Genomic DNA, 26,777 nt, shown 5'->3' with positions numbered 1-26,777 from the left:
ACAAAACTTGCACCTTAGTTAAATGTAATAAATAGTTTGACAAAACTAACTATTTTTGTTATGTTCAACAATAAATATTTGCAATGATGAAAACACTATACATTCCTAGAAATTTTAAAGTCAGTTTGACTGTTTTGGTCATTGGAGTTCTTGTAGGTTCATGCGGTTCTTACGAACAAGCATCATACTATGATAATGATGGAATATATGATAATGATATTGCATATTATGACGACACTAAAAACACCAATGATAACCAACAGAAGCAGACTACCACACCTAATGTTGTTATAACTGATTATGAAAGTTATTTCAATAATAGAGCTGAAATGTTAGGTCAGGCCATAGAGTACCAAGAACAAAATGAAATATTCACAGACGTTAATGGATATTCTAGTACCGATGTAGACAGTACAGATGTCTCTCAAGATTATGTTTTAGACTATAACGAAGGAAATCCTGGATGGGGAGAAAATCCTGAGAGTACAGTTGTAAATGTCTACTCCAACAATTGGGGTTATGGATATGGAGGTTATGGATATGGAGGTTACGGATATGGTTACGGCGGTTGGTACGACCCATTTTGGGGACCTTATTACGGCGGATATTATGGCCCATGGGGTTATGGTGGCGGCTGGTATGGTGGCTTTTACGGCGGTGGCTGGGCTCTAAGCTGGGGATGGGGTTACCCATATAGACCAGGATGGGGTTACGGCGGTGGCTGGTATGGTGGTGGATACTACAGACCATATTACGGAAACCATAGATATGCTTACACCAATTCTAGAAGAGGTTACTACGGAAGAAATACAGCTGCAATTGCACGTCATAACGAGAACGCAAGACGTTCTAACACCGCAACAAGATCTTCTAGAGGGTATTCTAGATCTTCACAAACTGGTAATACAAGAAGCAGAAGTAGCGTTAACAGAAGCGGATACTCTAATAGCGCAAGAGTTGGTGTAGATGGAGGAAGATACAATAGAACTTCTGGATATTCTAGAAGTGCAAATTCTTCTTCAAGAAGTACAACAACAAATAGAAGTACTAATGGATATTCTAGATCTTCTTCTTCTAGCAGAAGCAATTCTAGCTATTCAAGACCTACATCCTCTAGCAGAAGTAACTCTAGTTATTCTAGATCATCTTCTTCTAACAGAAGCAACTCTAGCTATTCTAGATCGTCTTCCAGCAGAAGTAGCGGTTCTTTCTCAAGATCTAGCGGAGGTAGCTCCAGATCTTCTAGCGGTGGTGGCTCTAGAGGTGGTGGCTCTAGAAGCGGTGGAAGAGGTAGATAAAAACACAAAGGCTTGCCTTCTTAAAGTTTGCAAGCCTTTTTCAAACTACACTACAACTTAATAGAATTAAATTACCGAATACATAGGAATCAAATGAGAAATCAAATTTTATTTTTGGCGACTTTCATATTCGCTGTAGGTGCTTTTGCACAAAATCGAAATGACGTAGCTCTATATGGTAGTGACAATCTAAATGGTACTGCCCGCTACCAAAGTATGAGTGGAGCCTTTGGGGCATTAGGTGGCGACATGTCTGCCATAAACATCAACCCTGCAGGGTCGGCCGTTTTTACAAATACTGCATTCACTATTTCTATGGCGAATTATAATATTAATAACAACACTCGCTATTTTGACGGTGAAAGTAACACAGATTTTTCTCAGTTAAAACTTAATCAAATTGGAGGTGTTTTAGTTTTTAATAACGGAAACACTTCTTCTCCATGGAAAAAATTTACCATGGCTTTTAATTACGAGTTAAATAATAATTTTGAAAATGAGTTTTTAGCTATTGGAACTGGAAACACTTCTATAGCCAACTATTTTTTAAATAATGCAGACGGCTACAAAGTAGGGAATTTAGAGCCTTTAGATAATGAGAACATAACACAAGCATATATCAATATAGGTCGCGATTTAGGCTACAATGCACAACAAGGTTTTTTAGGATATCAAAATTATATTATTGACCCTGCTACCACCGATAATCCTGATGAAACAAATTATGTTTCAAACGCAAGCTACGCAAATGGTATAGGTCAAGAACAATTAGTAATAACTTCTGGTTATGACAGTAAATATACTTTAAACTTTGCTTCTCAATACACAGATAACATTTATTTAGGTTTTGGTTTGAATTTCCACAGCTTAGAACGCAGAAGAATCTCTCAGTTTGATGAGTATGGATACGATTCTGATTCTAAATTACAATATGTCCAATTTGATAACGATTTATATACCTACGGAAATGGATTCTCTTTTAATATTGGAGGAATTGCTAAACTAAGTAATATGGTACGTGTTGGAGCAAGTTACCAATCTCCTACATGGTATGGAATGACCGATGAATTATTTCAAAACATAAATACCGACTTTTTAGCAAATCCAGGAGATACTGAGGCTACATATTCTGAAGCCACTCCAAATAGTTCTATTATTTTTCCGGATTACGACATCTACATTCCCGGTAAATTAACTGGAAGTATGGCTTTTATTTTTGGCCCTTATGGACTATTAAGTTTAGATTATACCTATCAAGACATGTCTAACGCTAAATTAAAACCAACTTTCGATTCTTTTTTTGCTGAAGAAAATCGTGTTATTGAGAATGAATTTCAAGCTGTTTCTACGGTTAGAGTTGGTGGAGAATTTAGAGTTAAAAGATTTAGTTTTAGAGGCGGATACCGCTTCGAAGGTAGCCCATATAAAGATGAATTTACCATGGGAAATCTTAACGGATATTCTTTAGGTGCTGGTTATAGTTTTGGTGCTACAAAATTAGACTTAGGATTTAGTCAAGCATATAGAGATTATAACGTTCAATTATACAACACAGGACTTACCTCTGTTGCTGCAATTGATAATAAAAATACAAACGTAACTTTATCGCTTACTTTTAATTTATAAAAATAAACTCGAGACAAGCCTACGAGGTATTCAAAGAAAAATATTCTAATCCATTTTAACCTAGAGCCCTTCGGTAAACTCTGGACAGGCTTTTGGGGGGACAAAACAACCCTCAATAAGGGATTAAAGTATCTATACAACATATTTCAAACTCATTTAAGTTTTAGCCTAACTTAAATGAGTTTTTTTTATTAAATAACGTGCGTTTGATATAAATCTAAATATAGAATAGATTCAACTAAATACCTTTTAAATAGAATAGGTCAGCTTTCTTATATATTCATAATTTTTATGTCGAACTCACGTTAAACATCATACTCTTTATTTATTCTTTAGAAAACATCTCTTTTTTCAAAATCGCTACAGAGTAGTTGCGAGTTACAACTTCTCCTGTTTTAGATTTAACTTCTTCACTTTTATTTATAATATCCTCCAATAAAAACTTCGACTTTAAAATTAAATCTTTTATATCTTCATTATTATACAACTTGAATTTTTCATTTACAAAAGGCAAGCGCTTCATAAAATCTTTTTGAGCATAACAAATTGTAAAAATCCCTTTTGGACGCATTACCCTATATATTTCATCTAAAAAATTAGAAGGTTCTTTCCAAAAATAAATTGTATTTACCGTAAATATTTTATTAAAAACTTCCTCTTGAAAAGGAAATTCCCCTCCATTATATAAATAAAATTTAGCCTCTGCATTTATAGCTTCAGCATTTTTTATAGCCTCTTTATGCATTACATCAGAAATATCTATTCCAGAATACTGCAAATTATTGGCTTGAGAATAAATTTCTTTTAGATGCTTTGCATTACCATGTCCTATTTCTAAAACTTCATCCTTATTTTCTATAGAAAGTGCAGCAATTGCACTTTTAGTCATTTCTATATTTGTAGCATGCATCATATCTCCCATTTCTAGACCTTTAGCTCCTTTAGGGTTTTCTAATTGAGATGCAATTATATCTAAATCAGACTTCTTCATTTAAAAACTACATTATATATTCTCCGTTTACACTTTGAACAGGTTCAGGAATATTTTGTTCTTTCAATAATTCTAATAAATTTATTTCGATGGTTCGCGTAATCTGATTTAAAGGAATTCCCGTTGGAATATTATCAAACGGATTTAAAAGCGCCATTCCAATTTTATGTGTAGTCAAGAAAATATAACCTACAAGTATCCCTACAATAATTGACCATGCTCCCATATCGTCTACAGCCGACCATGTTACACTAATTATAAAAATCCACACAAATACACGCGTGTAAAAATTATAAGTTGTTGGAAAAACTGTATTTTTAATACGTTCAGACATTCCCATTTCATCACAAAAATTCACAAGCATTTTATTAAGCTCCAAAAACTTAAATCCATCAATAGATTTATTTTTACTGAGCGCTTCAATATCTTTGGTTTGTAAATTCAATAGGGCATTTGCCTTATTCGATTCTTTACTGATAGCTTCATAATCTTCCGCCGACAAATAAATTCGGTATTGCTCTTCCGCATCGTTTCGAAGGTTATCTTTTAAAGCATAAAGGAATGCTATATGTCGGTAAATCAATTTTACTTTTATGGGATTAATTAGATCCGAAGAACTCCCCAAATCTTCAATATAATAGAAAACTTGTCTTGCCCAGCTTCTGGAATCATTTACTAATGCTCCCCAAATTTTTCTAGCTTCCCACCAACGGTCGTATGCCTGATTATTATTAAAACCTATAAAAAATGCTAGTGCGGTACCTAAAATTGTAGGAATAATACTCGAAACAATTATGGAGTCAAAAACATGAATAGACTCTACATATCTGTACACAAAATAAGCAGAAACACAGGCAACAATTTCATAAAAAAAATGTCGCCACGTTCCGCTTAAAATTCTATAGATGTTAACTTTTTTGGATATGAGCATTGGAATGTATAATTTATATCTATAAAGATACTTATTCCATTGCAAACGAATTACCTATTATCTTTTAAAAATTCTGGGAAACATTTTTGTACTATCTCTCCCCATCCTGCTTTAAAATTATCATAAGCCAAATCGGAGCCTGCATCCGAAAAATTTTCAATTCCACTATGACTTAATCTTATATAGGTAACATTTTCTTTAGCTGTTAATTTCCACGTTACTATAGAAATCCCTTTTGAATATTCTGGATAACTCCAAGAATGGCGAATTCTCTTACCCGGCACTACATCTATTACTTTACAAACATGCTTAAAATTTGTACCATTTGGTTCGTAAAAATAAAACTCATTTCCTCGTTCTAGTTTAAAGTTATGCACCTCAAAATACCATTGTTTCATTTTTTCAGGCATTGTTATAGCTTCCCATACCTTCTCTATTTTTGCATTTACAGCTATTTCTTCAATAATTGTTTGATCCTTCATTTAAAATCTTAATATTTAAAAATTAAAAGCATCAGTTTAGGTAAATTATCGTTTTATAATAAACTACCTCAGAGCAAGCTTCCGAGGCGTTAAAAGAAAATCCTAAAAAATATTTCGACGCAAGCCTTTCTGCAAACTCAAGGCAAGCTTTAGAGCACTTAAATCTCGATTATCAAGTAAAATGTCTTTTACATATTTGAAAGGTTTCAAATAAAAATACAACTAACAAAAAAGGAGCTAATCTCTTTATTAGTTATGTTAGGTAGGTTGATAAAAAATAAAATGAATGCAACTTACCACAATATTAACGTTAATAGGCTATAAATATGTATCTTTGCTGTCAATTTTTTTTATTGCCAACTTTTACGCTTTTATAGTTATACGATTAAGCTCTTTATATAGTTGGTTAGTAATAAAACATATTAAAAAATGGTATAAAAGCATCCTTGTCTAATTTGTTAGACACACAGCAAAATGATTATTTGGATGTTATATAACCAATCAACTACCTCGAGGCAAGCCTACGAGGTATTCAAAGGAAAAATATTTTAATCCATTTCGACGTAGAACGTCGGGGAATAAAACCCTCAATGAGGGTTTAAAAAGCAATAAAAATAAACATATGAAAATAGATAAAGCTTTAGAAGATCATTTTGAAGAATTGGGTAACGACCATGTATCATCTGCAGCGGAAACTCCTATGAGAAAAGATGCTTTTGACATATCTGATGATGAAAAAATAGAACAAATAGAATCTCAAGTCTATAATATTATGGAGACTTTAGGTTTGGATTTAACAGACGATAGTTTACGAGGAACTCCTAGGAGAGTTGCTAAAATGTTTGTAAAAGAAATTTTTGCTGGATTACACCCAGATAGAAAACCAAAAGCTTCTACATTCTCCAATAAATACAAATATGGGGAAATGCTTGTGGAAAAAAACATTACTGTATACTCTACATGTGAGCACCATTTATTACCAATTGTTGGTAGAGCACACATTGCTTATATCTCTAACGGAAGTGTTGTTGGACTTTCAAAAATGAATAGAATTGTTGATTATTACGCAAAACGTCCACAAGTACAAGAACGTATGACTATGCAAGTTGTTCAAGAACTTCAAAGAGCGCTTGGTACTAAAGATGTTGCCTGTGTGATTGATGCTAAACACCTATGTGTAAACTCTCGAGGAATTAGAGATATTGAAAGCAGCACGGTAACTGCAGAATTTGGTGGAAAGTTTAAAGATCCAGCTGTTAGAAGAGAGTTTTTAGATTACATTAAATTAGATACGGAGTTTTAAGATAAGGTGTTCAGCTGATAAAACGGTAAAGTGTTAAAATGTACTTTGAATCAAATTAACTCATTTCGACGCAGAGCCCTTAGATAGACTAAAAAGCAGATGTTGAAGAATTAAACCTATAAAGGAATAATTTATAAAAAGGTCGCTATGCATCAATATGCTTTCGAAAAATTAAAGGTTTGGGTTGAATCCAAAGAATTGATTAAAGAAATCTACTTATTGGCCAAAAGTTTTCCAAGTTTTGAAAGTTTTAATTTCACATCTCAACTTCAACGTAGCTCTTTATCTATTACCTCAAATATTGCTGAAGGTTCAAGCAAACATACGCACAAAAACCGAACTCGATTATGGTAATAGCATATAGATCCAAAACCTTAAATTTGATTATTATTGCTAAAGAACTAAACTATGTTTCCGAAGAAGATTATGACCGTATTAGAAAAGTTATTGAAAAGATAACCAATAAAATAAATTCATTAAGAAACTATTATCTTAGTAAAAAATAAACAAACGTCAATTAAATAACTACTTAACGACTAAACAATAAAATGCAACTATATCAAACTAACGAATTAAAAATTTACAATTCGATTACTGGAGAGAAAGAAGTTTTTAAACCAATTACGGAAGGTTATGTAGGAATGTATGTTTGCGGCCCGACTGTTTACAGCAATGTTCATTTAGGCAATGTTAGGACTTTTATGTCTTTTGATTTAGTTTTTAGATACCTTAAACACTTAGGATACAAAGTTCGCTATGTAAGAAATATCACCGATGCAGGCCATTTAGAAAACGATGCCGATGTAGGGGAAGATAGGATTGCAAAAAAAGCACGTTTAGAACAGATTGAACCTATGGAAGTAGTGCAACGCTATACTGTTGACTTCCACAATACCCTCAATAAATTCAATAATTTACCTCCTAGTATTGAGCCAACAGCTACAGGACATATTATTGAACAAATAGAGGTAATCAATGAAATTATAGATAATGGCTTTGCATATGTTGTAAATGGCTCTGTTTATTTTGACGTTTTAAAGTTTAACGAAACTAATGAATACGGAAAACTGAGCAAACGTAAAGTAGAAGACCTTATACATAACACCCGCGAAACCGCTGGACAATCTGAAAAGAAAAACCCGCAGGATTTTGCGCTTTGGAAAAAAGCAGAACCGCAACACATAATGCGTTGGCCTTCTCCTTGGAGTGATGGTTTCCCTGGATGGCATTTAGAATGTACTACTATGAGTACCAAATACCTAGGAGATCATTTTGATATCCACGGAGGGGGAATGGATCTAAAATTCCCACACCACGAATGTGAAATAGCACAAGCGGAAGCCTCCACAGGTATTAGTCCCGTAAACTATTGGATGCACGCCAATCTTCTTACTTTAAATGGAAAGAAAATGGCTAAATCTACTGGCAATAATATCTTACCAAATGAAATTTTTACAGGCAACAACGACATTTTAGACAAGGCTTTTACCCCATCTGTTACTCGTTTTTTTATGCTTCAAGCCAATTATCGTAGTATTTTAGATTTTAGTAATGAAGCTCTTATAGCATCCGAAAAAGGGTTTAACCGCCTTATGGATGCCTTCCACACAATTGACAATTTAAAAACAGGAAGTTCTTCTAGTTTTGATAGTAAACTATGGAAACAAAGTTGCTATGATGCTATGAATGATGACTTTAATAGTCCGATTCTAATAGCAAATCTTTTTGAAGCTGTAAAGCAAATCAACCTTATAAAAGAAGAGAAAGCTACTATTACACAAGAAGATTTAGCAATTATAAAGGAAACCATGCAAGCTTTTATTTTTGAAGTTCTTGGCTTGCAAGACGAAAGAAGCGCTCAAGATAATTCTTCTGATAAATTAACTGGAACTGTAGAGCTATTAATTCAGCTTCGTGCAGAAGCAAGAGCTAATAAAGACTTTGCTACTTCAGATAAAATTAGAGATCAATTAGCAGCTTTAGGAGTTGAACTAAAAGATGGTAAAGACGGTACTACGTTTAGTTTAAACTAAGCTTTAGGTTTTGGTCAAAAATTACATTACAACCAAAACCTTCATTTTATAAACTATTAAGCTTAAAATTATTTTAAAGAAAATTCTTATAGCGCCTTTTATTTTTTTAGTTCGCTTTTATCAGGCGGCTATATCGCCTTTTACCCCTGCCACTTGTCGCTATTCTCCTACTTGCTCTCAATACACCTTGGAAGCACTTAAAAAGCATGGCCTTTTTAAAGGCGGTTGGCTCTCTATTAAAAGAATATTAAGCTGCGGCCCATGGGGAGGTTCTGGCTATGATCCTGTTCCTTAATTCAATTTATTTGTTTAGATAGTTTTAACTTTATATAAGAAAAAACACTTCTTCATAAACCATCAATTAGTTATATTTACCTCAAAATAAACGAGAATGCACTTTTTAAGTATCACTTGGGATCCTAACGGGGTTCTCTTAGACCTTGGTTTTTTCCAATTACGTTATTACAGTTTAATGTTTGTTATTGCTTTTTCATTAGGCTGGTTCTTAATGAAGAAAGTATATAAAAATGAAAATCAGTCTGAAGAAGCGCTAGATTCTCTGTTTATTTACATGGTGCTTTCTGTGCTTATTGGTGCTCGATTAGGGCATTTTATTTTCTACGAACCAAGCATGTTTTTAGAAGACCCTCTTAGCATTATCCTCCCTGTTAAATTTAGCCCCTCATTTGAATTTACAGGTTTTAGAGGCCTTGCTAGTCATGGTGCAGCTATTGGAGTTATTATAGCTATGTACTTGTACAGCAAAAAAGTTATTAAAAAACCAATGCTATGGATTCTAGATAGAATTACAATTCCCGTAGCCATAGGTGGAGTTTTTGTTAGACTTGGAAACTTTTTTAATTCTGAAATTGTAGGAAAACCAACAGGCTCAGATTACGGAGTAATTTTTAAGCAATTAGGAGAAACCTTCCCTAGACATCCAGCACAACTCTATGAGGCTTTTGGCTATGTATTTGTATTTATTGCTTTATTATATACGTATTGGAAAACCGACAAAAAAGACAACCTTGGTTATATGTTCGGTCTTTGGCTAGTACTTACTTGGACAGTGCGTTTTATTGCAGAATTCTATAAAAAATCTCAAGGCGGGTTTGAATCGGCTCTTGGCGTATTCTCTACTGGACAGTGGTTAAGTATTCCTTTTGTTCTTTTTGGATTATACCTTATGTTTTTCTACAAATCATCAAAAAAGGTATCATGATAAACGTTTTAGTTCGTATTATTCTAGCTTTTGTTGTACTTTGTTTATCGTTAGTAAGTTGCAACACTAATTCCTCACAAAAAGAGGTAAAAACAGAAGAAGTTTCTTTTACTAAAGAAGGGGAATTATCCATTTCTCGTAAAGATTCTATTATAGTTTCCAAAATAGATATTGAAATTGCCGATAATGAATACGAACGTCAAACTGGACTAATGTATCGTTCTTCAATGGAAAAAAAACAAGGAATGCTTTTTATTTTTAAAGATGAGCAACCTCGTTATTTTTATATGAAAAATACTGAAATCCCTTTGGATATCATTTATATCAGCAATAAAATGAAGATTGTTAGCATGGTTAAAAATGCACACCCAATGAATGAGTCTTCCCTTCCTTCTAATGCTCCTGCACAATATGTTTTAGAATTAAACGGAAGAATGGCAGATACATGGAGTCTTAAAGTAGGCGACAGTATACATTATTCTGAAATGTAAACCAGTCTTGCCTGTCGGAAGTGGTTTTACATTCCGACAAGCATAAAAAAGACCAGTTAAATATAAATAACCTCGAAGCAAATACTCGAAGTTTGGAAAGCAAAAACTAAACTTCTACCTGATACTTTTCTCTAAGTGCTTTTGCAGCACCTACCATTTCCACTAAAGCATCATTTGTTTCCTGCCAACCACGCGTTTTAAGTCCGCAATCTGGATTAACCCATAAGTTTCTTACAGGAATTAAAGCTGCAGCTTTCTTAATTAGATCTTCCATTTCCTCTTTGTTTGGAACTCTTGGCGAATGGATATCATACACCCCTGGACCTATCTCATTTGGATATTTAAAATCTACAAAAGCATCGAGCAACTCCATTTGAGAACGAGACGTTTCTATGGTAATAACATCCGCATCCATCGCTGCAATGCTCTCTATAATATCATTAAATTCAGAATAACACATATGTGTATGGATTTGCGTTTCATCTTCAACGCCAGACGCACTTATCCTAAAAGCTTTTATAGCCCAATCTAAATAGGCTTGCCAAGCATCTCTTCTTAAAGGCAGTCCTTCTCGAATAGCAGGTTCATCAATTTGAATAATTTTTATTCCAGCTTTTTCTAAATCCTGAACTTCCTTCCGGATAGCCAATGCAATCTGGTTTGTTGTCTTTTCTCTCGACTGATCGTTCCTTACAAATGACCATTGTAAAATGGTGACTGGCCCCGTTAGCATCCCTTTTACAGGTAAATCTGTTTGCTCTTGAGCGTAAGCTGTCCAAGCCACCGTCATCGGGTTTACTCTATCTACATCTCCATAAATAATTGGAGGTTTTACAGCTCTAGAACCATAACTCTGTACCCATCCAAATTTAGTGAATGCAAAACCTTCAAGCTGCTCCCCAAAATATTCTACCATATCATTTCTTTCAAACTCCCCATGAACAAGCACATCTAATCCAATCTCTTCTTGCCATTTTATAGCGTTTTCAATTTCAGCTTTAATTGCTTTTTCATACGCCTCCTCAGAAAGAACATTCCTTTTTAATTGAGAACGCAACAACCTTACATCTTTTGTTTGCGGAAAAGAACCAATAGTCGTAGTTGGAAATAATGGAAGCCTTAAACTGTTTTGCTGCAATACTTGCCTTGCTTCAAATTTACTTGTACGCTTACTTAAATCTTCCGTTATATTATGTACTGCTTTTTGAACAGCTGCTTTATGAATAAGTTTTGACTCCTGCTTAGAAAGCATTGCTTTTTTATTAGCTTCAAAAGCAATTTTTGTCTCATCAGAAGGAGTGTTAGCTCCTAAATCTGCTAACACAACAACTTCCTTAATTTTCTGTTTTGCAAATGCCATCCAATTTTTAACCTCCAAAGAAAGTGTAGTTTCGTCTGTTTCATTCTCCAAATCAAAAGGCGAATGCAATAGCGAACAAGATGGAGCAAGCATCAACCTATCTTCCCCTATTGCCAATACTGCTTTCTTAATTAAAGAGAGGGAATTCTCAAAATTATTCTTCCAAATATTCCTTCCATCAACAACTCCTAAAGACAATTTTAAAGAATCTGGAATGCTTTTTAACACAGAGTCTAATTGATTTTCTCCTCTTACCAAATCCAAGTGCAATACATTTACCGGAAGCTTAACCACCCACTCCGTATTATCCTCTAGTGCGCCAAAATAAGTTGCTAAAACAATTTTTAATTCAGGAAAACGAGCTGCTATGGTTTTATAAACAGATTGATATACTTCTTTTTCCGCCTCCGTAAGATCCATCACTAAAAAAGGTTCATCAAACTGAACCCATTCAGCACCGTTTTCAGTCAGTTTAGACAAGATTTCAAGATAAACAGGCAACAATTTATCTATTAATTGCAAACGATTAAAGCCTTTATCTTTTTCTTTTCCTAACAATAAATAAGAAACAGGCCCAACAAACACAGGCTTTGCATTAATTCCTAACGATTTTGCTTCTAAAAACTCATCTAAAAACTTAGTAGATGTTAATGAAAACTTTTGGTCTTGGTAAAATTCTGGAACTATATAATGGTAATTTGTATCAAACCATTTTGTCATTTCCATAGCCGTAATATCAAATCCATTATGCTGGTAGCCACGCGCCATGGCAAAATAAAGATCTAGTGGATTTTCTTCTTCTAAAAAGACATCAGAATAACGTTTTGGAATGGCTCCAACAGTTTGCGTCATATCCAAGACTTGGTCGTAAAACGAAAAATCGTTAACAGGAATTAAGTCAATCCCTGTTTGCTTTTGCAACTTCCAATTTTCTTCTCGGATTCGTTTTCCTTCTTGTAATAAGGCAGAAATATCAATCTTTCCAGACCAATATTGTTCACAAGCTTTTTTAAGCTCTCTTTTGGCACCTATACGCGGGTAGCCCAAATTTTGTGTGATCATTTTTTTGTTTTTAATCTGTTAAACACTTTGGATTTTCACAAAGCACTTTCCGACTAAAAACAACAATCAATAGCAAATTTCACCCATTAAAATGCGTGTTAAACTATCAATTCTTGATTATTGCTTTAGGTCGCGAAAGCATCATCATTTTAATTTCGGCAGGTCTCCTGGCTTGTAACATTTTTACCTCCTTCCCATTTTGAACTTTTCAAAACAGTGGATTAATTGATAAAAACTTTTTCGTTACTTACAGTTGCGCGACAGCTTGTGATTTTCACACAATTCCCTATTATTCTACCTTAAGCAGAACCGCAATTAGATTGATCAATATGTAAAGAACCAATTAAAGCACAAAGCTACGTAATATATTTCTAGAAAACACAAACTTTAAAAACACCACTAGCTATAAATGTTATAAAAATAATTAGGGTAATTGGCCACCAAAAAAAGGTGTCCACCGCGCTTTCCGCTGCTAGTATTTGGCAAACCACAAACTAAAGTTTGCCAAAAGCTATTCACTACAATCGCTATTACAAAAAAAAGACTGCCTTTTCAGACAGTCTTTTAAAATATTATATAGATTTTTTTGTTCTATTGAACTTCTTTCTTCTTATTTCCTTTATCCTTTAATGTATCAAACATAACAGGAGTTGCAATAAACAATGAAGAATATGTACCTACCGCAATACCAACAATCATTGCAAACATAAATCCTCTTAAAGATTCACCTCCAAAAATAAAGATTGCTAATAATACCACTAAAGTAGTTAACGAAGTATTTAATGTTCTACTCAACGTACTATTCAAGGCTTCGTTAGCATTATCTCCGCCTCTCCATCCTTTCTCTCTAACCACTTCTCTAATACGGTCAAATACAATAACGGTATCATTTAACGAATATCCAATTACAGTAAGGATTGCCGCAATAAATGCTTGATCTACCTCCATATTAAATGGCATAATACTAGATGTAATTGAGAAAATTCCTAATACTATCAATACATCATGGAATACTGCAGCTACAGCTCCTAATGAGAATTGCCATCTACGGAAACGCAATAAGATGTATAAGAACACTACTGCTAACGATCCGATAATTGCCCAAATAGCATTTTTCTTAATATCATCTGCAATTGTAGGTCCTACTTTTAAAGATTGTAAGATTCCGATTTTATCAATTCCACTTCCTTTAGAAAAGTCTTCATAAGTTATTCCTTCTGGAAGATGCTTTTTAACGGCTTCATAAAGACTATTTTGGATTTCTTGATCTACAGCAGTTCCTTCTTCATCAACCTTATATTTAGTGGTGATTTTAACCTGATTAGCATCTCCAAAAGTTTTTACCTCTGTATTTCCAAATACATCATTTAAATCTGCCGCAATCTCAGATGGATTCACTGGGTTTACAAAACGTACTTGGTACGAACGTCCTCCAACAAAATCTACCCCACCTTCTAAACCTTTAGTAAATAAAGATGTTAAACTAATTAAGATTAAAATACCTGAGATAATATAAGCCATCTTACGTTTCGATAAGAAATCGAAATTAGGATTTTTAGGCAATGCACTTGTAACTGCTGTAGTAAATGTTAACGGATTTTTACCTCCTCTTACATTCCACTCAATTAATAATCTAGTTACAAAAATTGCTGTAAATAATGACGTAGCAATACCTATTATTAAAGTGGTAGCAAAACCTTGAATTGGTCCTGTTCCGAATAACAATAAAATAATTGCTGTTAAACCTGTTGTAATGTTTGCATCAAGAATTGAAGAAAGTGCATTGCTAAATCCATCTGCAATTGCTTGCATTTGTCCTTTTCCAGCTCTTAATTCTTCCTTAATACGCTCAAATATAATTACGTTAGCATCCACCGACATACCAATTGTTAAAACGATACCGGCAATACCTGGTAATGTAAGTACCGCACCTAAACCAGCCAATACTCCAAATATTAATACAATATTAAATACTAGTGCAATATCTGCAAATATCCCTGCTCTACCGTAATAAACAAGCATCCATACTAAAACCAATACCATTGCAACCATAAAAGAGAACATTCCACTATCTATAGCTTCTTGCCCTAATGATGGTCCAACAACTTCCGATTGGATAATATCTGCAGATGCTGGTAATTTACCAGCTCTAAGTACATTTGCTAAATCGTCTGCTTCTTCTAAGGTAAAGTTTCCAGAAATTTCAGAATTACCACCAGAGATAGCTCCTTTAGAAACTCCAGGTGCAGAATAAACAATATTATCTAAAACAATAGCAATATTACCTTGCTCTCTAAATGCTTTTCCTGTAAGTTCTTCCCATATTTTTGCTCCTCTAGAATTCATTTGCATAGAAACTGCAGGTCTTCCAGCCATATCATATGCTTGAGCTGCATCTGTAATTACATCTCCACTCATATCTGGAATGTTCTCACGATTAGCTTTTAACGCATACAACTCAACTACCTGAGTATCTTTTGGTGGAATTCCCCATGCAAATTTTACATACTGAAGATTATTAGGAAGCTGCTGTCTTACTTGAGGCATCTTTAAATACTCATTGAATTTAGCAGTATCTTTAGTTGCAACCATTGCAATTACTGGAGAACCCTGTGCTCCACCACTAGCAATTAAATCGAAAAGCGGATTTACTTGGTTAGCAACATCTAAAGAATCTTCGGCAGCATCAGATAAAAGAGAATCTATTTCAGAAGTAGTTTCTTCTTTTACTTCCTCTTTTGTTTCTGTTTTTACAATATCTTTTAAAGTATTATTTGCAGCAATTAAAAATGGAGCTACTTGGTCTGCTTTATAAGTTTCCCAAAACTCTAATTGTGCTGTACTCTGTAATAAGTTTTGTACACGAGCTACATCTTTGGCTCCTGGCAATTCTACCAAAATACGTCCAGAAGTTCCTAAACGCTGAATATTTGGTTGTGTAACCCCAAATTTATCGATACGCTTACGTAATACTTCGAATGCTGAAACGATAGACTCATCAATTTTTCTACGGATAATAGGTTTTACCTCATCATCTGTCATTTGAAAATTGATTTCTTCGCTCAAGGATTTATTAGCAAAAATATCTGGAGAAGCTAATTTTGTAGCTCCAGCACTAGCCTTCTCAAATTCTTGGAAAAAGATATCAACATAATCGTCTTGACTGCTTTTAGAAGCCTCATCTGCTTGCGCTAGCGCTTTATTAAAAACAGGATCTTTGGTATTGTTTGCCAATCCTTTTAAAATATCTTTTACAGATATTTGAAGAATAACATTGATACCTCCTTTAAGGTCAAGTCCTTTGTTTAATTCTTTTTCTTTTACCTCTGCGTAGGTAAATTGAGCAAATCCAAGGTTAAAAACCTCTTCATTATTAAGAGAGTCTAAATACCTAGATTCTTCGGCTTCTCGCTTCGCTACGTAGTTCTCTTCTGCATCTGAAATTTTGTTTAAAGCATAAGTTTCTGCTTCAGCATCCACTTTATTCGCAACGAATGTAAATGAAAGTTGATAGATACTTACAATTCCAAACAAAATAGCAAACAGCCTAATAAGTCCTTTATTCTGCATTCTAAATTTATTTAATGGTCAATTTTTAAAACGGACAAATATAGCGTTTACGTTATGAACTGACAATTATTTTTTTGAAGTTTTAAACACAAAAAATCCCACAAAATATAATTTTGCGGGATTTTTAATATTCTTATGTAGAGAATTGCTTTTTACAACTCTAAAAGTCCGTTTGTTTTTCTAACTCCTTCAGCACTTTCTTGCAGCTTAGCTTTCTCAGCATCAGACAGTTCGATCTCTACAATCTTTTCAATTCCATCTTTACCAAGAATTACAGGCGCTCCGATACAAATATCTGAAAGTCCGTATTCTCCATCTAATAAAGTTGAGCATGGAAACATTTTTTTCTGGTCGCAAGCAATAGCCTGCACTAATCCAGATACAGCAGCTCCTGGCGCATACCAAGCACTAGTTCCTAATAATTTAGTTAAGGTAGCTCCTCCTACTTTAGTATCTTCTTTTACTTGTTCTAAACGATCTTCTGACAAAAATTCTGTTACAGGAACACTGTTTCTAGTTGCCAAACGTGTTAATGGAAGCATTCCAGTATCGCTATGTCCACCAATTACCATTCCGTCAACATCAGAAATAGGCGCTTCTAAAGCTTCTGCTAAACGATATTTAAAACGAGCACTATCTAGAGCTCCTCCCATTCCAATAATTCTATTTTTAGGAAGTCCAGTTGTTTTATGTACTAAATATGTCATTGTATCCATTGGATTACTAACAACAATAATAGTTACATTTGGAGAGTGCTTTATTAAATTACTAGAAACATCTTTTACAATTCCAGCATTTATTCCAATAAGTTCCTCACGAGTCATCCCTGGTTTACGAGGAATTCCACTTGTAATTACTGCAATATCAGAATCTGCTGTTTTAGAATAATCTCCTGTAGTTCCTGTAATTTTAGTATCAAAACCATTTAAAGAAGCTGTCTGCATTAAATCCATTGCTTTCCCTTCAGCAAAACCTTCTTTAATATCCAATATTACTACTTCAGATGCAAAATCTTTAATAGCGATGTACTCTGCGCAGCTAGCACCTACTGCTCCTGCTCCTACAACTGTAACTTTCATATATATGTTATTTTATTTAAATGAATATTTATAAAACACAAAGCTACTAATTTTAACACAATCAGTAGCTTTGAAAATTATTAAATATGTTATAAAAATACTATCGGATGCCAAAATTCAACCCTAGAGAAAAACTATCGTATTCTGCAAAGGTATAATCGGCATTTATACGAAAGAATCCTAACTTTAATCTAGTACCTAAGGTTGCTCTTACCCCAGAAACGCTACTAGAAACCGAATATGGATCTACAATTGCTTCTGAAGAAATCCCCAAGGCATCATTAGTTACAATATAAGTTCCCAAAACATCGGATTCCGATTTCCCACTTAAATACCCTAAACCTCCATAAAAGTTAATAACTGGCAATCGAGTAGAACCTATAAGTTGAAACAACCAAGTATTGGTACTATTTTCCAAGCGTTGGTTTTCACCATCAATCCCTGAAGTATCTGTAAAGTCGTATTTCCCATCTAAATGAGTATAAGCCACCATCCCCGAAATAGCAACTGGTAGCAATTTATCTGCTGGCAACCAATGGGTAAAATCGTGTTGCAACCCAAAACCATACATTCCAATTTCCGTATCATCGGCATTTATTTTAGGTACAAATCTAGCTTTAAACTCAGTCCCAAAAGAAAGTCCTATACTTCCTTGCAAAAAAGCAGTAGGCAGAAAACTAATGTTCTCTGCCGCCAATCCGTTTGGTAATTCTAATGCTACTGTTTGATTTCCAAAAATAGGATCTTCATACGTAACTTCAACTAAAACAGAAGGATCATTTTCTCCTAAAACCGTGCCCACATTTTGACTCTGTTCACCATTTACAAAGGAAACATTGTCATAGTCGGCAGTATTCATTAAAAAAGATTTCTTACTATCGCTAATAATTCCAGCATTTGCCATTACAGAAATCTCAAACCCTAACAAAGGCTTTACTTTGGCCGTATTATACCAGCCATTGTTAATTCCATACATCAACGCATCGGTTCCGGGAGCAAGGTAATCGTTAGTAAATTGTTGTGCATCGTCTACTCCAGCGGCTAAAAGCGCATCAAAACTATCTTGCGCTCTTAAAAAAGAGGTAGAAAGTAAAACGATAAAAAGTAAAAATATTTTTTTCATTTAAGTTGATTATATGATTTTAAACTGGCTGCAAAATAAAAAAACTCATGGTTTCCCATGAGTTTTTCAACATAAAATATGTTATATTAATTAACTACCTCGAGGCAAACCTACGAGGTATTGTAAAGAAAAATAATTTAATCTATTTCAACGTTGAGCCGCTTTGGTAACCTCAGGACAGGCTCTCGGGAAATAAAACCCTCAGGAAGGGATTTAAGCATCAATATTTGCATATACTGCGTTTTTCTCGATAAACTCTCTACGAGGCGGCACCTCATCTCCCATTAACATAGAGAAAATTCTATCGGCCTCGCTACCACTATCTATGGTTACTTGACGTAGCGTTCTAAAATCTGGATTCATAGTAGTATCCCACAATTGTTCTGCATTCATCTCTCCAAGACCTTTGTAACGTTGTACGTTTACACTTCCTCCAAATTCTTCAGCTAATCTATCTCGCTCTTTATCATTCCAAGCATATTCTTTCTTATTACCTTTCTTAATTAAATACAAAGGCGGAGTAGCAATATAGATATAACCATTTTCTACCAACTCACGCATATATCTAAAAAAGAAAGTAAGAATTAGTGTAGCAATGTGAGAACCATCGACGTCCGCATCACACATAATTACCACTTTATGATAACGTAATTTGGAAAGATTTAAAGCTTTACTATCTTCTTCTGTTCCAATAGTCACTCCTAATGCAGTAAAAATATTTCTAATCTCTTCATTTTCAAAAACCTTGTGTTGCATTGCTTTCTCTACGTTCAAGATTTTACCACGCAGTGGAAGGATTGCTTGGAAATTACGATCACGTCCTTGCTTAGCCGTTCCACCTGCCGAATCTCCCTCGACAAGAAATACTTCACATTTTTCTGGGTCTTGCTCAGAACAATCGGATAGTTTCCCTGGAAGTCCACCTCCGCTCATTACTGTTTTACGCTGCACCATCTCACGAGCCTTACGAGCTGCATGTCTAGCCTGCGCTGCTAAAATTACTTTTTGAACTATGGTTTTAGCATCGTCTGGATTTTCCTCCAAGTAATTTTCTAGCATTTCAGAAACAGCTTGAGATACTGCAGAAGTAACCTCTCTATTCCCTAATTTTGTTTTAGTTTGTCCTTCAAACTGTGGTTCTGCCACTTTTACAGAAACAATTGCTGTTAATCCTTCACGGAAATCATCCCCAGCAATTTCAAACTTTAATTTATCTAATAATCCAGAAGCATCTGCATATTTTTTAAGCGTTGTTGTTAAACCACGTCTAAAACCAGATAAATGCGTCCCTCCTTCATGTGTATTAATATTATTTACATAAGAGTGTAAATTTTCAGTAAAAGAAGTATTATAGACCATTGCCACCTCAACAGGGATATCATTTTTCTCCCCTTCCATAGAAATAACGTCCTTAATTAAAGACTCACGATTTCCATCTAAGAATTTTATAAATTCTTTAAGTCCTTCTTCTGAATGAAATTTTTCAAAAACAAACTCTCCTTTTTCATCTTTATGACGCTTATCTGTAAGTGTTATGGTAATTCCTTTATTCAAAAAAGCCAATTCACGCATACGACTCGCCAACGTATCATAACTATATTCTAGCGTTTGCTGAAAAATAGTTGGGTCTGGCTTAAAAGTAACCAGCGTACCTCTTAGATCTGTTTCTCCAACAGATTTTACAGGATACAAAGATTTACCACGCTCATATTCTTGCTCCCAAATAGTACCATTACGATACACTGTTGCTTTTAAGCTTTCTGAAAGTGCATTTACACATGAAACCCCAACTCCGTGAAGTCCCCCAGAAACTTTATAAGAATCTTTATCAAATTTACCTCCGGCACCAATTTTAGTCATTACAACCTCTAATGCAGAAACCCCTTCTTTTTTATGAAGGTCTACAGGAATACCACGACCATTATCTTCAACAGTAACCGAATTATCTTCGTTTATTACAACACGAATTGTATCACAATGACCAGCTAAAGCCTCATCAATAGAGTTATCTACCACCTCATAAACCAAGTGATGCAACCCACGTACACCTACATCTCCAATATACATGGATGGACGCATACGCACGTGCTCCATTCCTTCCAGCGCCTGAATACTATCCGCCGAATAATCATGCTTTTTAACTTCTTCGCTCATAAATTTATCCTTTCTAAATTAATTGAAAACTCTAAAAAACAAACAAAGAAGCTTGTTTCAAATGAGTCTTTATGATTATCTATTTTTGAACCAATTAAACATAAAAAAATGCACTGAGTGCATCCTTTTGAATACTTACAAATATACGAAAATATCGCCTTATTTTAAAGCTTTTGAAGTCAAACCACCTAAAATTATCAACAATTGTTGATTACTTTAAAACGCTCTTAAATAGCCTTAAAACAGCCTTAAAATTAATTCTAAACAATTTTAACATTTGTAAAAATCAGCAAAAGCTACAAAATCCCGCAAATGCGAGATTTTGTAGCTTTTATAAATCAAAATAACTAGATTTTCTGCTTAAAAATTACTTTTGATAAGCATCTGTATGTACTTTTGCAACTGCCCTACCAGAAGGATCGTTCATGTTTTTAAACGCCTCATCCCATTCTAAAGCTATTTGTGTACTACATGCTACCGAAGCTTCTTGTGGCACGCAAAGCGCTGCTGCATCCGATGGGAAGTGTTCTGCAAAAATAGAACGGTAATAAAATTCTTCTTTAGAAGTTGGCGTTTGTATTGGGAAACGGAATTTAGCATTTGCCAATTGCTCATCGCTTACTTCTGCGTTTACCATTTCTTTTAAAGTATCAATCCAACTATACCCTACTCCGTCAGAAAATTGCTCTTTTTGTCTCCATGCAACACTTTCTGGTAAATAATCTTCAAAAGCCTTACGAACCACCCATTTCTCCATACGCTCCCCGTTAATCATTTTATCCTGAGGGTTGATACTCATGGCTACATCCATAAATTCTTTATCCAAAAATGGAACACGCCCTTCAATTCCCCATGCTGCTAACGACTTGTTTGCTCTTAAACAATCGTACATATGAAGTTTACTTAATTTTCGAACTGTTTCTTCATGGAATTCTTTTGCATTTGGCGCTTTGTGGAAATATAAATACCCTCCAAACAACTCATCGGCTCCCTCTCCAGATAAAACCATTTTTATCCCCATAGATTTAATTACTCTAGCCATTAAGTACATAGGCGTGGAAGCTCTAATGGTGGTAATATCATAAGTTTCTAAGTTATAGATTACATCTTTTATAGCATCTAATCCTTCTTGAATTGTAAATTTAATTTCGTGGTGTACAGTTCCAATATGATCGGCTACCTTTTGTGCTGCTGCTAAATCTGGCGATCCTTCTAGTCCTACTGAAAAAGAGTGTAAACGTGGCCACCATGCTTCTGAAGTATCATCAGATTCAATTCTTTTTTCTGCATATTTTTTAGCTATTGCTGAAGTTACTGAAGAGTCTAAACCTCCTGAAAGCAATACTCCATAAGGCACATCCGACATTAACTGACGATGTACAGCAGCTTCTAAAGCATCTTTTACTTTCTGAATACTGGTTTCGTTATCTTTTACAGCATCATATTCTGTCCAGTCTCTAACATACCATTTTTTAAACTCTCCATCCGAACTGTGCATATAGTGTCCTGGAGGAAATAACTGAATTTTACTACACACCCCTTCTAAAGCTTTTAATTCTGAAGCTACATAAAAGGTTCCGTTAATATCCCATCCAATGTAAAGCGGAATAATTCCCATATGATCTCGTGCTACAAAATACTCATCCTTTTCAGTATCATAAATAGCAAAACCAAAAATCCCGTTCATTTCATCTATAAAGTCAACTCCTTTTTCTTTATATAATGCTAAGATAACTTCACAGTCGGATTCCGTTTTAAAGCTATACTTTCCTTCAAATTGCTTACGGAGCTCTCTGTGGTTATAGATTTCTCCATTGGCAGCTAGAACTAATTTGCCATCCTCACTTAATAAAGGTTGTTTCCCAGAAGCTGGATCAACAATAGCTAAACGCTCATGTGTTAAAATGGCCTTATCATCACTATAAATACCACTCCAATCTGGACCTCTATGTCGTACTCTTTTAGACATCTCTAACAACTGAGGCCTTAAATCTTCTGCCTTTTCTTTTAAATCAAATGCACAAACAATTCCACACATAACTATATATTTAATTTTTTATTTCTGATTATTTATAAGGCAAATATGCAATCTTAGTTTTATATTAAAAACAAAAAGTGTATTATAGCTTACATATATAAACTAAAAATAGAAATAATATAATAGAAATAAACTCTTATTAAAAAAATAACTGCTTTTTTTTAAAGATTTGTAAGTTCTAAAGTTTTATTACTACTACAACTAAAGAAGTTTATAAATAACTTTGTAGCTAATAACAATTAAATAATCCTTAATGAAAAGAACTATTGTTGCTATGATTTTCATAGCTTTATTATCATTCACAACACAAGTAGAGGCTCAAAAATTTAGCGGTCTAGATAAGAGTCCTGCTGATATAGCCTACTTTAGACCAGAGAAAAATGCTGCTCCATTAATTAAAGTTATTTACGGAAGGCCTCAATTAAAAGGTCGTGTTGTAGGTATTGATCTTGCTGCTTATGGAGATGTTTGGAGAACTGGAGCAAACGAAGCTACAGAAATTAAGTTTTTTAACGATGTTACTTTGGGAGGAAAACCTATCAAAGCTGGAACTTACAGTTTGTTTTCTATTCCTGGAAAGGATCAATGGACAATTATTTTAAGTACAGACACCGATGTTTGGGGAGCTTATTCCTATAATGAAGCTAATGATGTTGCTCGTATTAATGTTCCAGCATCAAGTGAAAAAGAATCTCTTGAAGTATTCTCTATCATGTTTGCTCCAATGGAAAACGGCGCAAAAATGATTATGGGATGGGATAAAGTTCGGGTAGAAGTACCTATTACTGTTCAGAAATAAACCCACTTCATATATAAATGCTAATATTTCTAGCATACTACTGAAAAGTTTTTTTACCACGAATTCACAAATACATTTATTATTCCTGTCTTGTCCTACTGGCATGCCATTGAAAGGAAAATGGAATTATATATTTGTGAATTCGTGGCGAAAACTTAACAATCCTTCAACGGACTCAGGACTACAATCCAACAACTAAAAGAAATTGTATTTTAGGTTTCGTTATTTTTAAGATAATCCCCTTTATTATTTTAACTCCCTCATCTCTAAATTGAGCGTTATTTGCACTTACAATTTTTCTTAATCTTTTTTACATCCTTTCTTATTGCTTTTGACAATATATTATAAGCAGAAGGCGCAAAAACAAAATCTCCATCATCGTCATCTTCATCTTTTGATACAGAAACAGCTCCTCTAGTATTTATATAATGTATTTGTGTTTGAGTTTTTAAATCGTAAAAAGCAATAGAAACCTCAGCAATATTTTCAACATCAACATAGGGTTCATCTCGTTGGTACCCCATCCCTCCAAATTCGTTTTTCACAATTTTCCCTTCTAGCGTTATTAGATAAGACGCATCTGTTCCTTTACTTATTTCCCTTAATTCAGTTTTGGAAGGCTCAAAAGAAATTTTAGACATTATAAGCTTGTGTTGCCGCTCTTGATGCAGATTAACAATAGAATCTTTAATACATTCTTTTAAAAATTCCATTAATTTATTTTCTAATCTAACCCCATCACAATTCACGCAAGTAGCGTCATTCAAAACCCATCTTCCCTCCGTAAAATCAAGAGCCCCATTTGCCCCAGTGCTAGTTGTATATCTAGCATGATGACAGGATAAAAAAGAAGCAATAACAACTAAAACAATTAGTTTTCTACACATGCGCACATTCTATAAGTGCAGTAAATATACTATTTTATTTTACTTGCTTCCCACCAACATAAGTAGCCTCCACTTTTAAGTTTGGAATTTCACTCTCTGGCACCCTCATTATATCTTTATCCAATACTATAAAATCTGCCCACTTTCCAGCTTCAATACTTCCCTTTTCATTTTCCTCAAAATTAGAATAGGCTGCCCAAATAGTCATTCCCCTTAAAGTTTCTTCTCTACTTAAAGCATCTTTTGTTTGAAAACCATTTTCTGGATAACCTTTAATATCTTTTCTAGCTACCGCTGCATAAAAAGTTAAAAAAGGACTTACATGCTCTACAGGAAAATCTGTACCCAAGGCTATAACTCCAGCCTTTTCCAATAAGGTTTTATAAGCATAAGCACCTTTAATACGTTGCGCCCCTACTCTATCTTCTGCCCAATACATATCGCTAGTTGCATGTGTTGGCTGAACAGAAGGAATAATGTTATTGGAGAAATAATCAAAATCGTTAACAGCTACAATTTGAGCATGTTCAACCTTCCAACGTTTATCTTTTTTACCTTGTAACGCTTTTTCATAAGCACGAAGCACCACCACATTTGCAGAATCTCCAATAGCATGTGTATTTAATTGATAATCGGTTTCTGCCAACCTTTCTGCCAAACTATAAATCTGATCTACAGGCGTTACCATCGCTCCAAAATGATTATGTTTATCGGAATATGGCGCCTTTAAAGCTGCACCGCGCGATCCTAAAGCTCCATCTGCATACGCTTTTACCGAACGCACATCCAATTTATCCGTTTTTAAAACCCCACGATCAAGGAAGTAATCTAAGTTTTCTGGAGTATTACTAACCATTGCATAAATGCGCATATCTAGTACTCCTGCTTTTTGCAAACTATCTATCAATAAAATAGTTTCTTTACTTAAACCAGCATCATTTACAGTTGTGAGTCCGTAATCAAAGCAAATTTTCTGAGCATCTTCTAAAGCTTTTGTTGCAACTTCAGGTGTTGTTTCAGGAAAAACCGCATCTATTAATCCCATTGGATTATCAACTAGAACTCCTGTAAGCTCTCCATCTTGAAGAACTATTTCTCCACCGTCAACTTTTGTTTCTGGAGTAATTCCTGCCAAATCCAAGGCTTTTTGATTCACTAAATAAGCATGTCCATCAATTCTAGATAAAACCACAGGCGTGTTAGGATACAAAGAATCTAAAGCTTCTTTTGTAGGAAACTCCTTTTCCTCCCAATCATTCTGATCCCAACCTCTACCTACTATAAAATCGGTATTTCTTTTTTTCTGAAAATCGACCACCCGCTGAATAACCTCTTCATAACTTTGGGTTCCTACTAAATCTACATTTTGCTCTTGAAGTCCTAATCCATAAAAATGGCAATGTGCATCTATAAATCCTGGATAAACAGGTTTTCCTTTTAAGTCTATTATTTTTTCTGAAGTATATTTTTTTGTTATCTCATCGGATGTTCCTACCGCAACAAACTTTTCGTCTTTTACTGCAAAAGCTTCTACATTCGACATTAAACTATCTACAGTATATACATTTGCATTGATAACTACTAAAGCTACTTTTTCCTTTTGACCGCAGGAAACAAGCATTAAAATAATTCCTACAAAGAAGATATTTCTCATATTTAGATTGATTAAGTTTATTGAATTTCAAATATACACCGATTTCATAAACATAGTATTTAAAGTTTGAAGTCGGAAGACAGAAGTCAGGAATCAAGAGTCAAGAATCAAGAGTCAAGAAAAATCTATATTCTTTTCTCTATATTCTATATTCTTCTCTTTTAACTCATTAACTTTTTTACTTCCTACTTTTTTACTTCCTACTTCGGACTTCGGGCTTTTTCAATCCTTCAATAAAAAGAAAAGTGCTCAGTAGGCGTACATTTTCAATCAAGAGTCAAGAAAAAATCTATATTCTTTTCTCTATATTCTTCTCTTTAACTCATTAACGTTTTTACTTCCTACTTTTTTACTTCCTACTTCGGACTTCCGACTCCCGACTTTTTCAATCCTTCAATCCTTCAATAAAAAGAAAAGTGCTCAGTAGGCGTACATTTTCAATAAAGAGTCAGGAATCAAGAGTCAGGAATCAAGAATCAAGAGTCAAAAAATCTATATTCTTTTCTCTATATTCTATATTCTTCTCTTTAACTCATTAACTTTTTTACTTCCTACTTCGGACTCCCGACTCCCGACTTTTTCAATCCTTCAATCCTTCAATAAAAAGAAAAGTGCTCAGTAGGCGTACATTTTCAATCAAGAGTCAAGAATCAAGAAAAATCTATATTCTTTTC

The 26,777-nt window shown here is 34.3% G+C and carries 20 protein-coding genes and 1 riboswitch; of the genes, 9 read left to right on the top strand and 11 right to left on the bottom strand.

The window, feature by feature from the left end; all coding sequences use genetic code 11:
- The first annotated feature begins 83 nt into the window (after positions 1 to 83).
- A complete protein-coding gene (locus tag JOOMADRAFT_RS08195; protein WP_157136667.1) occupies positions 84 to 1,298 on the top strand; it encodes a hypothetical protein in 1,215 nt (404 codons plus the stop codon).
- A gap of 93 nt (positions 1,299 to 1,391) precedes the next feature.
- Positions 1,392 to 2,924, top strand: a complete 1,533-nt coding sequence (locus tag JOOMADRAFT_RS08190; RefSeq protein WP_008612515.1) for an OmpP1/FadL family transporter — start codon at positions 1,392 to 1,394, stop codon at positions 2,922 to 2,924.
- Between the two features lie 325 nt (positions 2,925 to 3,249).
- Here JOOMADRAFT_RS08190 and JOOMADRAFT_RS08185 read toward each other — a convergent pair whose 3' ends face one another.
- From JOOMADRAFT_RS08185 to JOOMADRAFT_RS08175, 3 genes are read right to left on the bottom strand one after another with little or no spacing between them, the layout of a single operon-like run.
- Positions 3,250 to 3,915 (bottom strand): class I SAM-dependent methyltransferase, encoded by a 666-nt coding sequence (locus JOOMADRAFT_RS08185; protein ID WP_008612513.1) that lies wholly within the window; start codon positions 3,913 to 3,915, stop codon positions 3,250 to 3,252.
- A 7-nt stretch (positions 3,916 to 3,922) separates the two neighbouring features.
- Positions 3,923 to 4,846, bottom strand: a complete 924-nt coding sequence (locus JOOMADRAFT_RS08180; RefSeq protein WP_008612512.1) for a bestrophin family protein — start codon at positions 4,844 to 4,846, stop codon at positions 3,923 to 3,925.
- A gap of 50 nt (positions 4,847 to 4,896) precedes the next feature.
- On the bottom strand, positions 4,897 to 5,328 hold the full coding sequence (locus JOOMADRAFT_RS08175) for an SRPBCC family protein (RefSeq protein ID WP_008612511.1): 432 nt from the start codon (positions 5,326 to 5,328) through the stop codon (positions 4,897 to 4,899).
- Between the two features lie 622 nt (positions 5,329 to 5,950).
- Between JOOMADRAFT_RS08175 and folE the strand changes: the two genes are divergently transcribed.
- The 6 genes from folE to JOOMADRAFT_RS08150 all read left to right on the top strand — a co-directional run bounded on the left by folE (position 5,951) and on the right by JOOMADRAFT_RS08150 (position 10,377).
- Positions 5,951 to 6,631, top strand: coding sequence for a GTP cyclohydrolase I FolE (folE, locus tag JOOMADRAFT_RS08170; protein ID WP_008612510.1), 681 nt, complete (start codon positions 5,951 to 5,953; stop codon positions 6,629 to 6,631).
- A gap of 147 nt (positions 6,632 to 6,778) precedes the next feature.
- Positions 6,779 to 6,985, top strand: a complete 207-nt coding sequence (locus JOOMADRAFT_RS20505) for a four helix bundle protein (RefSeq protein ID WP_050989672.1) — start codon at positions 6,779 to 6,781, stop codon at positions 6,983 to 6,985.
- A gap of 194 nt (positions 6,986 to 7,179) precedes the next feature.
- Positions 7,180 to 8,664: a cysteine--tRNA ligase gene (gene cysS / locus JOOMADRAFT_RS08160; RefSeq protein ID WP_008612508.1), complete on the top strand. Its 1,485-nt coding sequence runs from the start codon at positions 7,180 to 7,182 to the stop codon at positions 8,662 to 8,664.
- A gap of 70 nt (positions 8,665 to 8,734) precedes the next feature.
- A complete protein-coding gene (gene yidD, locus JOOMADRAFT_RS19850) occupies positions 8,735 to 8,959 on the top strand; it encodes a membrane protein insertion efficiency factor YidD (RefSeq protein ID WP_083833455.1) in 225 nt (74 codons plus the stop codon).
- 96 nt (positions 8,960 to 9,055) lie between these two features.
- Entirely contained in the window at positions 9,056 to 9,886 is an 831-nt protein-coding gene (gene lgt / locus JOOMADRAFT_RS08155; protein ID WP_008612506.1) for a prolipoprotein diacylglyceryl transferase, read from the top strand.
- A complete protein-coding gene (locus tag JOOMADRAFT_RS08150; protein WP_008612504.1) occupies positions 9,883 to 10,377 on the top strand; it encodes a DUF192 domain-containing protein in 495 nt (164 codons plus the stop codon). Before lgt ends, JOOMADRAFT_RS08150 begins: the two co-directional genes overlap by 4 nt.
- A 106-nt stretch (positions 10,378 to 10,483) precedes the next feature.
- On the opposite strand, the gene metE is transcribed toward JOOMADRAFT_RS08150, so the two are convergent.
- From metE to asnB, 6 genes are all read right to left on the bottom strand, one after another.
- On the bottom strand, positions 10,484 to 12,799 hold the full coding sequence (gene metE, locus JOOMADRAFT_RS08145) for a 5-methyltetrahydropteroyltriglutamate--homocysteine S-methyltransferase (RefSeq protein ID WP_008612503.1): 2,316 nt from the start codon (positions 12,797 to 12,799) through the stop codon (positions 10,484 to 10,486).
- 140 nt (positions 12,800 to 12,939) lie between these two features.
- Positions 12,940 to 13,128, bottom strand: a riboswitch (cobalamin riboswitch).
- Positions 13,129 to 13,390: 262 nt separating this feature from the next.
- Positions 13,391 to 16,369, bottom strand: coding sequence for a protein translocase subunit SecDF (gene secDF / locus JOOMADRAFT_RS08140; protein WP_008612502.1), 2,979 nt, complete (start codon positions 16,367 to 16,369; stop codon positions 13,391 to 13,393).
- Positions 16,370 to 16,521: 152 nt separating this feature from the next.
- The gene (mdh, locus tag JOOMADRAFT_RS08135; RefSeq protein WP_008612501.1) at positions 16,522 to 17,448 is read right to left on the bottom strand and encodes a malate dehydrogenase; all 927 of its coding nucleotides are present in this window, start codon (positions 17,446 to 17,448) and stop codon (positions 16,522 to 16,524) included.
- A gap of 100 nt (positions 17,449 to 17,548) precedes the next feature.
- Positions 17,549 to 18,571 (bottom strand): DUF6588 family protein, encoded by a 1,023-nt coding sequence (locus JOOMADRAFT_RS08130; protein WP_008612500.1) that lies wholly within the window; start codon positions 18,569 to 18,571, stop codon positions 17,549 to 17,551.
- Between the two features lie 213 nt (positions 18,572 to 18,784).
- Positions 18,785 to 20,725 carry a DNA topoisomerase (ATP-hydrolyzing) subunit B gene (gene gyrB, locus JOOMADRAFT_RS08125; protein ID WP_008612499.1) on the bottom strand — a complete coding sequence of 647 codons (1,941 nt, stop codon included), beginning with the start codon at positions 20,723 to 20,725 and terminating at the stop codon, positions 18,785 to 18,787.
- A gap of 367 nt (positions 20,726 to 21,092) precedes the next feature.
- The gene (gene asnB, locus JOOMADRAFT_RS08120) at positions 21,093 to 22,763 is read right to left on the bottom strand and encodes an asparagine synthase B (RefSeq protein ID WP_008612498.1); all 1,671 of its coding nucleotides are present in this window, start codon (positions 22,761 to 22,763) and stop codon (positions 21,093 to 21,095) included.
- Positions 22,764 to 23,016: 253 nt separating this feature from the next.
- Between asnB and JOOMADRAFT_RS08115 the strand changes: the two genes are divergently transcribed.
- On the top strand, positions 23,017 to 23,562 hold the full coding sequence (locus JOOMADRAFT_RS08115) for a DUF2911 domain-containing protein (protein WP_008612497.1): 546 nt from the start codon (positions 23,017 to 23,019) through the stop codon (positions 23,560 to 23,562).
- A 278-nt stretch (positions 23,563 to 23,840) separates the two neighbouring features.
- On the opposite strand, the gene JOOMADRAFT_RS08110 is transcribed toward JOOMADRAFT_RS08115, so the two are convergent.
- Positions 23,841 to 24,449 (bottom strand): hypothetical protein, encoded by a 609-nt coding sequence (locus JOOMADRAFT_RS08110; protein ID WP_008612496.1) that lies wholly within the window; start codon positions 24,447 to 24,449, stop codon positions 23,841 to 23,843.
- A 34-nt stretch (positions 24,450 to 24,483) separates the two neighbouring features.
- Positions 24,484 to 26,103 carry an amidohydrolase gene (locus JOOMADRAFT_RS08105; protein ID WP_008612495.1) on the bottom strand — a complete coding sequence of 540 codons (1,620 nt, stop codon included), beginning with the start codon at positions 26,101 to 26,103 and terminating at the stop codon, positions 24,484 to 24,486.
- Between the last annotated feature and the right edge of the window lie 674 nt (positions 26,104 to 26,777).

Source organism: Galbibacter orientalis DSM 19592 (assembly GCF_000260115.1).
GTDB classification, from domain to species: domain Bacteria; phylum Bacteroidota; class Bacteroidia; order Flavobacteriales; family Flavobacteriaceae; genus Galbibacter; species Galbibacter orientalis.
The sequence above is the reverse complement of the archived record's forward strand: the minus strand, read 5'-3'. Positions and strand labels throughout refer to the sequence as shown.

What these genes read in the sequence shown, in the direction of transcription:
- JOOMADRAFT_RS08195 (WP_157136667.1), top strand. Translation starts at nt 84, where the DNA reads ATGATGAAAACACTATACATTCCTAGAAATTTTAAAGTCAGTTTGACT.
- JOOMADRAFT_RS08190 (WP_008612515.1), top strand. Translation starts at nt 1,392, where the DNA reads ATGAGAAATCAAATTTTATTTTTGGCGACTTTCATATTCGCTGTAGGT.
- JOOMADRAFT_RS08185 (WP_008612513.1), bottom strand. Translation starts at nt 3,915, where the DNA reads ATGAAGAAGTCTGATTTAGATATAATTGCATCTCAATTAGAAAACCCT.
- JOOMADRAFT_RS08180 (WP_008612512.1), bottom strand. Translation starts at nt 4,846, where the DNA reads ATGCTCATATCCAAAAAAGTTAACATCTATAGAATTTTAAGCGGAACG.
- JOOMADRAFT_RS08175 (WP_008612511.1), bottom strand. Translation starts at nt 5,328, where the DNA reads ATGAAGGATCAAACAATTATTGAAGAAATAGCTGTAAATGCAAAAATA.
- folE (WP_008612510.1), top strand. Translation starts at nt 5,951, where the DNA reads ATGAAAATAGATAAAGCTTTAGAAGATCATTTTGAAGAATTGGGTAAC.
- JOOMADRAFT_RS20505 (WP_050989672.1), top strand. Translation starts at nt 6,779, where the DNA reads ATGCATCAATATGCTTTCGAAAAATTAAAGGTTTGGGTTGAATCCAAA.
- cysS (WP_008612508.1), top strand. Translation starts at nt 7,180, where the DNA reads ATGCAACTATATCAAACTAACGAATTAAAAATTTACAATTCGATTACT.
- lgt (WP_008612506.1), top strand. Translation starts at nt 9,056, where the DNA reads ATGCACTTTTTAAGTATCACTTGGGATCCTAACGGGGTTCTCTTAGAC.
- JOOMADRAFT_RS08150 (WP_008612504.1), top strand. Translation starts at nt 9,883, where the DNA reads ATGATAAACGTTTTAGTTCGTATTATTCTAGCTTTTGTTGTACTTTGT.
- metE (WP_008612503.1), bottom strand. Translation starts at nt 12,799, where the DNA reads ATGATCACACAAAATTTGGGCTACCCGCGTATAGGTGCCAAAAGAGAG.
- secDF (WP_008612502.1), bottom strand. Translation starts at nt 16,369, where the DNA reads ATGCAGAATAAAGGACTTATTAGGCTGTTTGCTATTTTGTTTGGAATT.
- mdh (WP_008612501.1), bottom strand. Translation starts at nt 17,448, where the DNA reads ATGAAAGTTACAGTTGTAGGAGCAGGAGCAGTAGGTGCTAGCTGCGCA.
- JOOMADRAFT_RS08130 (WP_008612500.1), bottom strand. Translation starts at nt 18,571, where the DNA reads ATGAAAAAAATATTTTTACTTTTTATCGTTTTACTTTCTACCTCTTTT.
- gyrB (WP_008612499.1), bottom strand. Translation starts at nt 20,725, where the DNA reads ATGAGCGAAGAAGTTAAAAAGCATGATTATTCGGCGGATAGTATTCAG.
- asnB (WP_008612498.1), bottom strand. Translation starts at nt 22,763, where the DNA reads ATGTGTGGAATTGTTTGTGCATTTGATTTAAAAGAAAAGGCAGAAGAT.
- JOOMADRAFT_RS08115 (WP_008612497.1), top strand. Translation starts at nt 23,017, where the DNA reads ATGAAAAGAACTATTGTTGCTATGATTTTCATAGCTTTATTATCATTC.
- JOOMADRAFT_RS08110 (WP_008612496.1), bottom strand. Translation starts at nt 24,449, where the DNA reads ATGTGTAGAAAACTAATTGTTTTAGTTGTTATTGCTTCTTTTTTATCC.
- JOOMADRAFT_RS08105 (WP_008612495.1), bottom strand. Translation starts at nt 26,103, where the DNA reads ATGAGAAATATCTTCTTTGTAGGAATTATTTTAATGCTTGTTTCCTGC.